A 13,356-nucleotide genomic window follows, 5' to 3' on the forward strand; every position below is an offset into this window, starting at 1 on the left:
GGAGGCGCTGTGACCACGGAAACCCTGCTCCGACTCGGTTCGTTCCTGGCCATCCTCGCGGTCATGGGAGCGGCGGAGACTCTCTGGCCCCGGCGCGCTCTGTCCACCGGCAAGGGCCGCCGCTGGTTCGCCAACCTGTCCGTGGCCTTTCTCGCCTCCATCCTGACCCGGCTGCTCATTCCGCTCCTGCCCGCCGTCGTGGCCGCCTATGGCCAGGCGCACGGGATCGGCCTGCTCCACCTCGTCCCTCCGCCGCCGGTCGCGGCCTGGATCATCTCGGTGCTTGTCCTGGACATGGTCATCTACTGGCAGCACGTCCTCTTCCACCGTCGGCGGCTGCTTTGGCGAGTCCACCGCATGCACCACGCCGACCTGGATATCGACGCCTCCACCGGCATCCGCTTCCACCCCATCGAGATCATCCTGTCCATGCTCATCAAGCTGGCCGTGGTCCTGGTCCTGGGGCCGCCCGCCGGGGCCGTCATCCTGTTCGAGATCCTGCTCAACGGCTGCGCCATGTTCAACCATGCCAACGTGCGCATCCCCGTAAACGTCGACCGCGTCCTGCGGCTCTTCCTGGTCACCCCGGACCAGCACCGGGTGCACCACTCCACGGACATGCGCGAGGCGAACATGAATTTCGGCTTCAACTTTCCCTGGTGGGACCGACTGTTCAGGACCTACAAACCCCAGCCCGACCTGGGCCACGAGGGCATGCACATCGGACTGAACATCTTCCGGGGCCGCGAGTTCGGCAGGCTGACCCGCATGCTGGCCATTCCGTTCCTCTAGAGACAGCTTTACATCCTCCTGCGAGTGCTTATTGTTTTCGATAACGCACTGTCATCCGAACACAGGAGAACCCCATGTCCGATACACTCTACGACGTCGTCATCCTCGGCTCCGGCCCCGGCGGGCTCCAGGCCGCCATCCACGCCTCGCGAAAAAAGGCGAGAACCCTGATGCTCGGGCGCATCGACAACTCCAGCCTGTACTGGGCACACGTGGAAAACTACTGCTGCCAGATCAAGATATCCGGCGAGGAAATCCTGAAGCGGGGCCGCGACCAGGCCGAAAGCTTCGGGTCGGAATTCCGCGACGAGGACGTCCTGGCCATCGAACCGGACGGCAAACTCTTCTCGCTCAAGCTCGAATCCGGCGACACGGTCCGGGCCAAAACCATCATCCTGGCCACCGGGTCCAGCCGCAACAAGCTGGGCGTGCCCGGCGAAAAGGAGCTGCTCGGCAAGGGCGTAAGCTACTGCGTTGACTGCGACGCGGGTTTCTACCGCGACGAGGTGGTGGCCGTGGCCGGTTGCCGCAGCGCCGCCGCGGGCGGGGCCGTCGCCCTGACCCACTTCGCCAGCGAAGTGCACCTCTACTGCGAAGAGCTGGATGTGAACGAAGGGCTGCGCAGGCAACTCGACGAGACCGGTGTGAAGGTTCACGAAGGCCGGACCATCAAGGAAATCCAGGGAGAAAACGCGGTCGCCTCCGTGCTCCTGGACGACGGCTCCACCCAGGACGTCAGCGGCGTGTTCATCGAGTTGGGTGCCAAGGGCGTGCTGGAACTGACCGCCATGCTCGGCGTACGGCTGGACGAGAACATGAAGTACATCGAGGCGGACAAGAAGCAGTGCACCAACGTGCCCGGCGTGTTCGCCGCGGGCGACATCTGCGGCCCGCCCCTACAGATGGCCAAGGCCGTGGGCGAGGGCTGCGTGGCGGGCATCGAAGCCGCGACCTACGCGAAGAAGCTTGAACTCGACGAATAGGCCCGAACGGCTATAACCTGGGGATGCGGCAGCAGACCTGGGTCTCGATGAAACCGGATATCCGCTTGCGGGCATCCGGTTCGTCGTTGTTGAAACGCAGCACAGCGTAGTGCGCGTGGTTCTTCATGAAAACCTTGAGCACGGTGCAACCCACGGAAATCCCGTCCCCGTCCATGTCGAAGGGGTGGAAGGTCAGGTGCACGCGCCCGCCCGTCTCCGAAGGGAATCCGCCCTCCCCGCCGTCCATGAAACGGACGCGGGTGCAACTGGCGGACATGTCCTCCAGCACACCCCTGGCCGCTGACTTCCCGTTGACCACGAAGGCAGGAAACGAGCAGGAACAACGCGGCTCGCTGCGTTCCTCGGCGTCGAAGATCTGTTCCGGGGCGGCCAGTTCGAGGATGGTGCCGGGCGATTCCAGGGTGTTCAGCACGCGGGAGTTGAAGCCGAGCAGCTTGCCGTCGAAGGCGTAGCGGACCAGGGCAAAGGTGTCGGTCGCCAGGCGCCGCATGACCGCATCGGGGACATCGGCAAAGACCATCAGGCGTCCGTCGGGCTCAAGCCCGGCCACCAGCCCGAGAAAACGGTCTTCGAATGTGGAGACCTCCAGAATGATGTAGTCGCCCATGGCGATGTCCATGCCACCCTCCCGTATTGTTTCAATAAACCATGGCGCTTCGGGGTGCAATTATATATACGCACTCTATGCTCAAAACGCTCGGAATTCTCGCCTGGGGCGGATGCCTGCTGACCCTGGCCTGGCAGGGAGCGGCCTGGGCCGTCACCGGGGCCTGGCCTTCCATAACCCTCATGGACGTCTTCGGCAAACTGTTCGGCCTCGACCTGCTCACCCTGGCCCGGCACCTCTCCCTGGATATCGCCGCCAAGGCCGCCTACATGCTCTTCACCACGGAACTGTCCCTTTTCCTGTGGTGGGCCGGGGTGGTCATGTTCGGTCTGATGTTCGCCCTCGGGCTCCTTGGCCGGAAATAAATTCGGCATTCCCTCATATCCGCCGGACAATAGCCAGCGTAACCCAAAAACCCCTTTAGGGTATGGACTAAACCCCACGGTTTCAGCTACAAGTTTGTATTCCGCTCCAAATCGTGAGGTCGACCCATTGCAGAAACGGTATCTCCCCATCGCCATCGTGACCGGCATCCTTTTTCTCGTCGCCCTGGGCGGCTATCTGGCTCCCGCCGGCTCCGAAGGACCGCCGGTCCGGGTGCTCCTGGCGAACAAGGGTGGCAAGGTCATCCTGGACCACGCCCAGCATATCGACGATATGGAGGGCCGCTGCGCCGACTGCCACCACACCTCGGGCAGCGACCCGAATCCGCCCGCCTGCTCCTCCTGCCACGCGGCCAAATTCGGCAAGGATTTCGCCATATCGCACCAAGACACCATGGATGAGAAACAGTGCGGCTCCTGCCACCACGCCGGGGCGACCATCGGCAAATTCGCCCACGACGAACACGCCGACGACTACGCCTCAGGGGATTGTCAGACCTGCCACCACGACACGGACATCGAGCCGGAACCGCAGGCCTGCTCCAACTGCCACACGAACGGGGCCGACTCCCGCCCGAGCCTGCGCGATGCAGCCCACGCCCGGTGCGCGGACTGCCACGACGATATGTTCAAGGAAGGGGCCATCGGCTGCACCCGCTGCCACGAGCGCAAGACCGAACCGGCGTCCGAAGCGGACTACCAACCCTGCGCCGATTGCCATGCCTCGCCCACGGACCAGTTGATTCCGACCACCATGGCCGCCTTCCATGCACAGTGCCAGGGATGCCACGAGAAGAACGGCTCCGGCCCGTACGGCGATGACGCCTGCTACCAATGCCATATGAAATAAGGGACCCCAGAACCATGAGCGATTTCAACTTCAGCCTGCTGTGCGGCGAAACCGGGCCCCTGACCACGGCCTCCCGGCCGGACAGGCTGCGCCTTTCCCTGGACGGCACGACCCCGATCCTGGCCGTGGGCGACCAGGTCCTGGCGGGCACGAAAGTGGCCGTAGGCAACGGACCGGACAAGGGCGACCTGCACGCCCCCCTGGCCGGGATCATCCTCGAACTCGATCCCTACTCCATGCTCATCGAGATGGACAACGGCGGCAAGGCCGAGCCCCACACTCCCTGCGCCGAGGGAGGCGGGCTGCTCAGGCAGTGGCTCAAAACCATGGGCGTGGACGTGGGCGCCCTGTACCAGGCCCCCACCCTGATCATCAACGGGGTCCCGCCCGAGCCGGGCATCTCCGTGTTCGAGCCCTTGCTGCGCGACTACCGCAAGACCCTTGAGATGGGTCTGGAAACGATCCAGAAGGTCATCGAACCGGCCAAGATGTTCCTGGTGGCGGCCAAGGGCAACCGGGCCAACGCCTTTGCCAACTGCACCGTGGTCCACGTCAATCCGGTCTATCCCAACGGGCTGGACCCGCTGGTCTACAAGACGGTCCTCAGGCAGGAGGTCCTGCCCGGCGCGCGGCCGGACAACGCCACGCTCCTGTCGGTCAAGGATTTGTACGCCATCGGCCGGGTTATGGAGACGGGCCGCCCCCTGACCGAGACGGTCATGACCATCGGCGGGCAGAACCGGCTGGTGCGCGTGGGCACGCCCGTGGGCTTTCTGGCCGCCGAGGCCTGTGCCCAGATCCAACCCGGAGACCGCGCGGTGCTGGGCGGCCCCCTGCGCGGCATGGCCGCGGTCAACCTGGAACAGGGCGTGGACAAGGACACCTACGGGCTGACCCTCATGCGCCGCGAGGCGAGCCTGGAGACCACCGACAATTTCTGCCTCGGCTGTGGAAACTGCGAACGCCACTGCCCGGCCCGGATCCTGCCCGGCATGATCAGCCGCTGCGCCGAATTCAAGCATTTCAAGCGGGCCGAGGCCTACCACATCCACTCCTGCATGGAGTGCGGTTTGTGCGGCTACTGGTGCACGGCCCGGCGTCCGCTGCTGCAGTACATCCGCCTGGCCAAGTACGAACTGGCCCTGCTGGCCGGAGCCCGCGTACCGGCCGGACCCACGGCCGATGAACTCAAGGAGCAGACCGGAGACACGCCATGCTGAAGCCGCTCAATCCCATCCTGACCGTGGCCGTCCCGCCGCACGTGCACTGCGGGCGGTCCATCCGGCGCTACATGGTCGACACCCTGATCGCGCTCATGCCCGCCGCCCTCATGGCCGTGGTCGTCTTCCGCGTGGAGGCGCTCCGGGTCATGGCCCTGTCCTGCGCCGTGGCCGTGGCCGCAGAGTTTCTGCTCAACCGGATCATGCGCCGCGAGCAGTCCGTGGACGACTACAGCGCGCTGGTCACCGGCCTGCTGTTCGCCTTCCTGCTCCCGGCATCGAGCCCGTGGTGGCTGGTGGTCGTCGGTTCGTTCGCCGCCATCGCCCTGGGAAAGATGATCTTCGGCGGCCTGGGCGGCAGCCCGCTCTGTCCGGCCCTGGTGGGCTGGGCCGCGTGCCGCATCTCCTGGGGGAGCTACATGGATACCAACGCGACCATGCTCTCCTCCCACCTGGCCGCGCCCCTGCAGCAGCTCAAGTATTTCGGGCTGGACGCCATCGGCTCCATCCACTACCCCGACCTGCTCCTGGGCAATCAGCTCGGCGGACTGGGTGCCGTGCACGTGGCCGCGCTGCTGGTGGGCGCCGCCTACCTGCTCCTGCGCGGCCACATCAAATGGGAGGTCCCGGCCGGATTCATCGCGGGCCTGCTGCTGGCCGCCTGGGTCTACCGGCTCATGGACCCCACGGTCTACGCCCCGCCCCTGTTCCACCTGCTGGCGGGCGGCGCGATCTTCGGAGCCTTCTTTCTGGCCACGGACCCGTCCTCCAGTCCCATCGGACGGCTGCCCGCCATTCTCTTCGGGCTCATGGCCGGGGCCATGGTCGTCATCATCCGGGTGTACGGCATGTATCCGGACGGCGTGCCTTTCGCCATCCTGCTGGCCAACCTGTTCACCCCGCTGCTCGACCGCATCCGGCCCAAACCGTTCGGTGGCCCCTACTCCTTCCAAAGCGGCACGGAGGGCGCGTAAATGAAGGGAATGATCAAGATGGTCGTGGTCCTGTCGCTCTTCTGCGGCCTGTCCGGCCTGACCCTGGCCACGGTGCGCCAGGCCACGTCCAAACGCATCGAAGACCAGGTCATGACTTACGTGCAGGGCCCTGCCCTGGCCCAGATCTTCACCGGCTACGACAACAACCCGGTCAAGGACCGCAAGACCTTCGACCTGCCGGACGGTCCGGTGACCGTGTTCCCGGCCATGAAGGACGGCAAACTCATAGGCGTGGCCTTCGAGACCTTCGGCAAGGGATTCGGCGGCCCGGTGGGCATCATGGTCGGCTTCAACACCGACGGCACCAAGCTGGCGGGCATCGGCACGACCACGCTCAAGGAAACGCCCGGCCTGGGCATGCGCCTGGTGGAGCCCGAGTACCGCGACCAGTTCCGGGGCCACACCACCAAGTCCGTGGCCCTGACCAAGAACGGCGGCGACATCGCGGCCATCGCCGGGGCGACCATCTCGTCCACGGGCAGCGTGGCCGCGGTCAACCAGGCGATCAAGATTTTCCAACAGATCAAGGACAAGATCCACGCCACGTGGACCTCGTAAGCCAAGGTAGTCACATGAGCACATTGTGGAAGGAATTCTCGAAGGGACTGTGGCACGACCTGCCGCCGTTCAAGCTTGTTCTGGGGCTGTGTCCCACCCTGGCCGTGACCAAGACCGCCTACAACGGCTTCGGCATGGGCATGGCCGTCATCTTCGTCCTGGCCCTGTCCAACATGCTGATCTCCATGCTGCGCAAGGTCATCCCGAGCAAGGTGCGCATCGCCTGCTTCATCGTGGTCGCCGCCTCGCTGGTGGTCTGCGTGGAGCTGCTCATGCAGGCCTATGCCTATCCGCTGTACCAGCAGCTCGGCATCTTCGTACCGCTGATCGTGGTCAACTGCATCATCTTGGGTCGGGCCGAGGCCTTCGCCTCCAAGAACCCGGTCCTGCTGTCCGTGGCCGACGGCCTGGGCATGGGCATGGGTTTCACCCTGTCCCTGACCTTTCTCGGCTCCCTGCGCGAGCTGTTCGGCTACGGCACGTGGTTCGGCATGCACGTCATGGGCGGCTGGTTCAAACCCTTCGGCTTCATGGTCGAGGCCCCGGGCGCGTTCGTCTGCCTGGGCGTGCTGCTCGCGGGCATGAACGCCCTGACCAACTGGCAGCGGAAGACCAAGGGACTGGAGGCCGTCGAGGGCCCGGTCCACGACTGCAAGACCTGCGGCATGTGCGCCAGCAAACCGAGGATGTGACCATGAAACGACGGCTCATGCTTCCGCTCCTGGCCCTCTCGCTGATCCTGGCCGCGTCCCCGGCCCTGGCCCAACGCCCGACCGACGAGAGCATGATGAACATGCTCAAGGCCTCGGGCACCGTGGAAACGATCCAGGCGATGATTTCCAAACTTCTCGCCCGGACCCAGGCGAATCTGCAGGCACGTCTCCCCAACCTGCCGGACAAGGCGGTCCGGATAGTGAACGAGGAGATGCACAACGGCGTCCAGGACATCATCAGGGAAATACTGGCCAAGCAGATGGCCTTTTTCGCCGACCATATGACCCAGAAGGACGTGGACGACCTGATCGAGCTCTACAATTCCCCGGCCTGGAAGAAGCAGGTCGAGGTCTCCAGGCTCTACGTGGCCTCGGAATACGGCAAGATGCTGCGGGACGACGTCCCGCGCATGACCAAGGAAATGATCTCCCGCATCCTCTCCCGGCTGAAGGCCGAGGGGTATCTCGATAAAAAGGACGAGGGCATATAATGGACTACTTCGTACTCGTCATCGCCGCCATCTTCGTCAACAACATCGTGTTGGCGCAGTATCTGGGCAACTGCCCGTTCATCGGCACGTCCAAGGAGTCGGGCGTGGCGCTCGGCATGGGGCTGGCTGTGGTCTTCGTGGCTACCCTGGCCGCGGTTATCACATGGTGCGTCCAGGAGTACCTGCTTGCGCCCAACGACCTCGACTATCTCCAGACCATCGCCTTCATCCTGGTCATCGCCGCCCTGGTCCAGTTCGTGGAGATGTTCCTGAAAAAGGCCATCCCGCCGCTGTACAAGTCGCTCGGCATCTTCCTGCCGCTGATCACCACCAACTGCGCGGTGCTCGGCATCGCCATCATCTGCCAGCGCGAGGAATTCGGCCTGCTCCAGACCTTCCTCTTCTCCATGGCCTCGGGCGTGGGCTTCATGCTCGCATTGGTGCTCCTGGCGGGCATCCGCGAGCGGCTGGACCTGGCCCGCGTACCCATGGCCATGCGGGGCACCCCGCTCGGCCTGGTCATGGCCGGGTTGATGTCCCTGGCCTTCTTCGCCTTCAAGGGCATGGCATCCTAGGAGTAAGACGCTATGATCACCGCTTCCGTACTCATCCTCCTCGGCATCGGGTTCACCTCCGCCGTCATCCTGGCGGTGGCCTCCAAGCTGCTCTACGTCTATGAGGACCCGCGCATCGCGCAGGTGGAGAACGTGCTGGCCGGAGCCAACTGCGGCGGATGCGGTTATCCCGGTTGCGCCGGAGCCGCCCAGGGCGTGGTCGAGGGCAAGGCCGGGGCCACGGTCTGCGTGGTCGGCGGCGATGCGGTGGCCGAAAAGGTGGCCGCCATCATGGGCCTGGAGTTCTCATCAATGGAAAAGCAGATCGCCTTTGTCGACTGCACCGGCGGCATCCGGGCCGAAGAGGTCTACAGGTACGCCGGGGTCAAGGACTGCCGCGCCCAGCACATGCTCTACAACGGCTCCAAGATGTGCCCCGAAGGCTGCCTCGGATTCGGGACCTGCATCACGGCCTGCCAGTTCGGAGCCATCGAGATGGGGCCCAACGGCTACCCCGTGGTGGACCCCAACCTGTGCACCGCCTGCGGCGGCTGCGAGCAGGTCTGCCCGCGCGGCGTAATCACGGTCTGGGGCATGACCGCGCGCATCACCCACCTGAACCTCGAAACCGACTGCCTGGCCCCGTGCCGCCAACGGTGCCCGGGCCAGATCAACATCCCCCGCTACATCGAACAGGTCTCCCGCGGCGACTACGCCGGGGCCCTGGAGACCATCCGCGAGCGCATCCCCATGCCCCTGTCCATCGGCCGGGTCTGCCCGCACCCCTGCGAGGGTGTCTGCCGCCGGGGCCGCGTGGACGAGCCGGTGGGCATCAACATGATCAAACGTTTCGCGGCGGACTGGGAGATGAACTCCGGGACCCGCCTGCCCATCTCCTGCGCCCCGGACACCGGACGCAAGGTGGCCGTGGTCGGCGGCGGCCCCGCCGGGCTGTCCTGCGCCTTCTTTCTGCGCCGTCTGGGCCACAGCCCGACCATCTTCGAGTCCATGCCCAAGCTGGGTGGTCAACTGCGCTACGGCATCCCGGAATACCGGCTGCCCAAGGCCGTGCTGGACTGGGAGATCCAGGGCATCCTGGACCTGGGCATCGACGTGCGCTTCGAACAGTTTTTCGGCAAGGACTTCACCCTGGACACCCTGCGCGAGGAGGGCTTCGAGGCCGTGTTCCTCGGCATCGGGGCGTGGATGAACATGAATCTGCGCATCGAGAACGAGGACGCCGAGGGCGTCTCCACGGGCACCGAGTTCCTGACCAAGGTGGGCCTTGGCGTGGAGAGCGGCACCGGCAAGAAGGTCGTGGTCGTGGGCGGCGGCAACACCGCCATCGACGCGGCCCGGACCAGCGTGCGCCTGGGCGCGGACGTGACCCTCATGTACCGCCGTACCCGCGACGAGATGCCCGCCAACATGGAAGAGATCATCGGGGCCGAGGAGGAAGGCGTCAAATACCTCTTCCTGGCCGCGCCCACGCGCATCGTCAAGGACGGCGACGGCCGCGTGACCCACATCGAGTACATCAAGATGGAATTGGGTGAGCCGGACCAGTCCGGGCGCCGCCGCCCCATCCCCATCGAGGGCTCCGAGACGCTCATCGAGGCGGACACCGTGTACACGGCCATCGGACAGAAGCCCGAGCTGTCCTGCCTCTACGAGGACGGCGTGTGCCAGTTGGAGGAGACGCGCTGGCGCACCCTAGCCGCCGATCCCGACACCCTGCAGACGGCCATGCCGCACGTCTTCACCGGCGGCGACATGCACACCGGCCCGGCCCTGGTCATCACCGCCCTGGGCGAGGGCCGCAAGGCCGCCCGGTCCATCCACCAGTACCTCAACGGCGAGCCGCCGCACGTGGACGCGCGCACCCAGCGTGACATGATCCCCTACACCATGTTCACCGATGTGCCCAACGTGGGCTACCGGGAGCGGTCCGAGATGCCTCATCTGATAGAGTGCGACGAACGCGCCTGCACCTTCGGCGAGATCGAAGGCGCGCTCAGCGAAGCCCAGGCCAAACGCGAGACGTGCCGCTGCCTGCGTTGCGGGCTGACCTGCTATAACCGCGACATGGTCGACGGCCAGGAGTGCGCCGATGGGGATTGCGTCAAAAATCAGTAAAAAAAGGTTGCAAAGCGCAAGGCTTGGCGATATACAGTTTCTCCCTTGAGGCGATGTCCTCAAGCAAGACCGAAGTGGGCGATTAACTCAGCTGGTCAGAGTGCCATCTTCACACGGTGGAAGTCACAGGTTCAAATCCCGTATCGCCCACCACTTCGACAGCAAAAACGGACGCTTGATACAAGCGTCCGTTTTTTTTCGTTGGCAAGAGCACTGCGTCCACGAAACATCCGCCTCCCCTTTCCGGAAGAGAAAGGTTCACCGGGTTGCCGAAAGGCCCGCAAGGACGGCCGAGACCACCCTTTGCAGCAGAAGCTCCCTGTCTTCGTCCTTGTGTTCCAAAACCAGAACCGGATGGTGGAACGAGGCCGTGGCCTCGAAGAGGACTTCCATGGCTCTTTCGGGCAACGCTATGTCCAGCTCGCCGGAATCCGCACCGCGCTCCAACAGGGACAGCAACTGATCGTGCAAATTCTCCAGATGGCGGAGCACGAAGGGCTTGTCCGCTTCCACCGCCATGTTGAACGACCGGTACAGTTCAGGGTCCCGCATGACCTTGTTCCGCTTTTGACGGTGATACGCCATGAACCATTCAAGGATGGCCAACCGGGAAGGGCCGCCGGTACGGGCCACCCGCTCCATTGCCTCATCCATCTCATTCAGCCAGCGCTCCGAGATGGCGTCGAGAATAGCCCCCTTGCTCGGGAAGTGGTTATACAAGGCAGCATGGGTCACCCCCAACCCTTTGGCGACATCCACAAGCCGGAACCTGTCCAGGCCGACCTGGCGTATGGTATCCTGGGCGATTTCAATGGTCCTCTCGACCATCTCCTCTGAACTCAATCCGGTCTTCGGCATCTTTTTCGCCCTTGTTCGCCCTTTTGTCTTTTTTCCGGCACGTCCCCCTGTCTTGAGCCGATGCCGGAACACACATAAAAAATCGATCTCATTACATTTTAAAAAAAAGTAATTTACCCCGAACAGCTTGTCAATCGGCGCGGATCAAGGGATACGCGGATATACAGTTTCAGGTTGACGCCATTTTAATTACAATTTATATAAAAAGTAAGTTGTAATAAAAGAAAAAAACACTCAATTTCCAACCGTGAATAAGGGACCAGCCGGTCCCGGCACAAAGGAGAACGCCATGAACACAACAAGCAAGACGGCTATTGTCACCGGCGGTTCAGGCGGTATCGGAAAGGCGATTTCACTTCGTCTCGCACAGGACGGGTTCGCCGTGGCGCTGAATTATATCGGCAACAGGGAACAGGCGGACCGGACGGTCGCCGACATCAAGGGCATGGGCGGCAACGCTCTGGCCGTCCAGGGCGATGTCGGCAACGTCGAGGACATGGAACGGCTGTTCGATACAGCCAGGGAGACCTTCGGCGGTGTCGACGTTGTCGTGAACAGCGCGGGGATCATGCCCATGGTGCCCATCCAGGAAGCGGACATGGACGCTTTCGACAGGGTCATCAACGTCAATCTCCGGGGGACGTTCATCGTTCTGGGATTGGCAGCCAAACGCCTTGAACGAGGCGGGCGGATCATCGCCCTGTCCTCAAGCGTCATTGCCCTCGCGTATCCGGGATACGGCCCGTACATCGCTTCCAAGGCCGGTGTCGAGGGACTTGTGCGCGTGCTGGCCAACGAGATGCGCGGCCGGGGCATCTCCGTCAACGCCATTGCCCCCGGCCCCATCGGCACCGACCTGTTCCTGAAAGGAAAGACCGAGGAGCAAATCGCCCGCATCAGTAGCCTGGCGCCTCTGGAGCCCAGGCTCGGCACACCCGATGAGATCGCCGCCACGGTGTCGTTTCTGGCCGGGCCGGACGGAACCTGGGTCAATGCACAGGTTCTGCGCGTGAATGGAGGGGTTGCCTGATCCGGAAGCCGAAGACAACCCGCGGCGCGAACATGCCGGTCGCCCGGGTCAACCGCAATGGCTCTCGCCCGCTCAACCAAAAAACGGACGCCTGTGCAGGTGTCCGTTTTTTGATCTCAACCGCATATCCAGTCCAGGGCCTGGTCCAGCTTCTCGGGTGGATACAGTTTGACCTCGCAGTCCATGAGCAGTTCGCCGAGCTTGACGCCCCAGCGAACCCAGGCCGGGCCGCCGACCACGGCCAGCCGGCGGAAATCCTTGCGGTGGGCCATGCCGAATTTGGCGTCGTCCCACAGGGCCTTGGGCTCCCAGCCCGTGAAGTCCTCGTCCATGTACAGCAGGGCATCGGCCTTGCCGTGCGCCCGGATGATCATCTCCAGGGCCGGAATCCAGACGTCCCGGTAGTCGTCGTCCGAGAGCTTGCCCGAGACACGGACCGCCAGCATCCTGGTCGTGGACTGTTCCATAACGCTGATCATGCAAAACCTCCTTGTTCGGATACAATGCCGCACAAGGAGTATAGCCCATTTGCGGTCCCGTGCCCAGCCGAAACCGCAGGATCGCTCGGTCCGAGATCAGACGAACGTCACCCGGATGGGCAGGTCGCCGTCCAGACCGTCGAGACGGGCGAGAAATCCGCCCGCATCCAGACCGCCCGCCTCGATGATCTGGGCCTTCTTCTCGCGCAAAAAACCGGCCAGCACGTCGGCGTCCACCAGGATGCCCCGCGCGAGCAAACCCCGCCCGCTTTCCACTGCCAGGGTGCTGAAGACCTTCATGGCCAGCCGGGCCGGGGCCGCGTCGACGCGGGAGTGGTCCTTGACCTCGATCCCGCTGCGGAAGCTTTTGTAGAAATTGTCCCGGCCCATTACGATGCCCACCAGGCCGGGCATGGCGCTGCCCAGGGCCATGCGGTCCCCGTCCTTGATGTAGGTGCGGTCCAGATCGTCCACCGGACTGTTGTTCAGGAAGATGGTCCGGACCGTGGAGTCGATGAATCCGTCGTCGAAACCGAGGGCCTCATGCAGAAATTGGCGGACGGAAGTCCCGGAAACGCCGTTCAGCGCGAATCCCTTCTGGAGAATATAATTCCAGCCCCATGCGGCCTCCGCAACCATCGAAATGTCCATGCAGCCGTCCTTGCTGATCAATTCCATGTTCTGCC

16 protein-coding genes and 1 tRNA gene are annotated in these 13,356 nt (G+C 63.8%); 13 read left to right on the forward strand and 4 right to left on the reverse strand.

Annotation, left to right across the window (positions count from 1 at the left end; genetic code table 11):
* Positions 1 to 9: 9 nt before the first annotated feature.
* Positions 10 to 792: a sterol desaturase family protein gene (locus V8V93_RS13280; protein ID WP_338667072.1), complete on the forward strand. Its 783-nt coding sequence runs from the start codon at positions 10 to 12 to the stop codon at positions 790 to 792.
* Positions 793 to 866: 74 nt separating this feature from the next.
* The gene (locus V8V93_RS13285) at positions 867 to 1,775 is read left to right on the forward strand and encodes an NAD(P)/FAD-dependent oxidoreductase (RefSeq protein ID WP_338667073.1); all 909 of its coding nucleotides are present in this window, start codon (positions 867 to 869) and stop codon (positions 1,773 to 1,775) included.
* A 10-nt stretch (positions 1,776 to 1,785) separates the two neighbouring features.
* Here the strand turns inward: V8V93_RS13285 and V8V93_RS13290 are convergent, their stop codons facing one another.
* Entirely contained in the window at positions 1,786 to 2,415 is a 630-nt protein-coding gene (locus V8V93_RS13290; protein WP_338667074.1) for a PilZ domain-containing protein, read from the reverse strand.
* Between the two features lie 65 nt (positions 2,416 to 2,480).
* On the opposite strand from V8V93_RS13290, the gene V8V93_RS13295 reads away from it, so the two are divergent.
* The 10 genes from V8V93_RS13295 (at position 2,481) to V8V93_RS13340 (ending at position 10,456) form a co-directional block, all read left to right on the forward strand.
* Complete coding sequence (locus V8V93_RS13295; RefSeq protein WP_338667075.1) at positions 2,481 to 2,768, forward strand: potassium:proton antiporter; 288 nt, start codon at positions 2,481 to 2,483, stop codon at positions 2,766 to 2,768.
* Positions 2,769 to 2,895: 127 nt separating this feature from the next.
* Positions 2,896 to 3,636 carry a cytochrome c3 family protein gene (locus V8V93_RS13300; RefSeq protein ID WP_338667076.1) on the forward strand — a complete coding sequence of 247 codons (741 nt, stop codon included), beginning with the start codon at positions 2,896 to 2,898 and terminating at the stop codon, positions 3,634 to 3,636.
* Between the two features lie 14 nt (positions 3,637 to 3,650).
* A complete protein-coding gene (locus V8V93_RS13305) occupies positions 3,651 to 4,856 on the forward strand; it encodes an electron transporter RnfC (protein WP_338667077.1) in 1,206 nt (401 codons plus the stop codon).
* Positions 4,850 to 5,830 (forward strand): RnfABCDGE type electron transport complex subunit D, encoded by a 981-nt coding sequence (locus tag V8V93_RS13310; protein ID WP_338667078.1) that lies wholly within the window; start codon positions 4,850 to 4,852, stop codon positions 5,828 to 5,830. Before V8V93_RS13305 ends, V8V93_RS13310 begins: the two co-directional genes overlap by 7 nt.
* A complete protein-coding gene (rnfG, locus tag V8V93_RS13315; protein ID WP_338667079.1) occupies positions 5,831 to 6,409 on the forward strand; it encodes an RnfABCDGE type electron transport complex subunit G in 579 nt (192 codons plus the stop codon).
* Positions 6,410 to 6,423: 14 nt separating this feature from the next.
* Positions 6,424 to 7,101: an electron transport complex subunit E gene (locus tag V8V93_RS13320; RefSeq protein ID WP_338667080.1), complete on the forward strand. Its 678-nt coding sequence runs from the start codon at positions 6,424 to 6,426 to the stop codon at positions 7,099 to 7,101.
* Between the two features lie 2 nt (positions 7,102 to 7,103).
* A complete protein-coding gene (locus tag V8V93_RS13325) occupies positions 7,104 to 7,613 on the forward strand; it encodes a hypothetical protein (RefSeq protein WP_338667081.1) in 510 nt (169 codons plus the stop codon).
* A complete protein-coding gene (locus tag V8V93_RS13330) occupies positions 7,613 to 8,188 on the forward strand; it encodes an electron transport complex protein RnfA (RefSeq protein ID WP_338667082.1) in 576 nt (191 codons plus the stop codon). The genes V8V93_RS13325 and V8V93_RS13330 overlap by 1 nt, the downstream gene beginning before the upstream one ends.
* Before the next feature lie 12 nt (positions 8,189 to 8,200).
* Positions 8,201 to 10,303: an FAD-dependent oxidoreductase gene (locus tag V8V93_RS13335; protein WP_338667083.1), complete on the forward strand. Its 2,103-nt coding sequence runs from the start codon at positions 8,201 to 8,203 to the stop codon at positions 10,301 to 10,303.
* 76 nt (positions 10,304 to 10,379) lie between these two features.
* Positions 10,380 to 10,456, forward strand: a tRNA-Val gene (locus V8V93_RS13340).
* 105 nt (positions 10,457 to 10,561) lie between these two features.
* On the opposite strand, the gene V8V93_RS13345 is transcribed toward V8V93_RS13340, so the two are convergent.
* A complete protein-coding gene (locus V8V93_RS13345; RefSeq protein ID WP_338667084.1) occupies positions 10,562 to 11,161 on the reverse strand; it encodes a TetR/AcrR family transcriptional regulator in 600 nt (199 codons plus the stop codon).
* 289 nt (positions 11,162 to 11,450) lie between these two features.
* On the opposite strand from V8V93_RS13345, the gene V8V93_RS13350 reads away from it, so the two are divergent.
* Entirely contained in the window at positions 11,451 to 12,191 is a 741-nt protein-coding gene (locus V8V93_RS13350) for an SDR family oxidoreductase (protein WP_338667085.1), read from the forward strand.
* A gap of 116 nt (positions 12,192 to 12,307) precedes the next feature.
* On the opposite strand, the gene V8V93_RS13355 is transcribed toward V8V93_RS13350, so the two are convergent.
* Both V8V93_RS13355 and V8V93_RS13360 read right to left on the reverse strand, forming a co-directional pair.
* Positions 12,308 to 12,670, reverse strand: a complete 363-nt coding sequence (locus V8V93_RS13355) for an STAS/SEC14 domain-containing protein (protein WP_338667086.1) — start codon at positions 12,668 to 12,670, stop codon at positions 12,308 to 12,310.
* Between the two features lie 96 nt (positions 12,671 to 12,766).
* Positions 12,767 to 13,348 (reverse strand): hypothetical protein, encoded by a 582-nt coding sequence (locus V8V93_RS13360; protein ID WP_338667087.1) that lies wholly within the window; start codon positions 13,346 to 13,348, stop codon positions 12,767 to 12,769.
* Positions 13,349 to 13,356: the final 8 nt, after the last annotated feature.

It is taken from the genome of Pseudodesulfovibrio sp. 5S69 (genome assembly GCF_037094465.1).
Classification (GTDB): domain Bacteria; phylum Desulfobacterota; class Desulfovibrionia; order Desulfovibrionales; family Desulfovibrionaceae; genus Pseudodesulfovibrio; species Pseudodesulfovibrio methanolicus.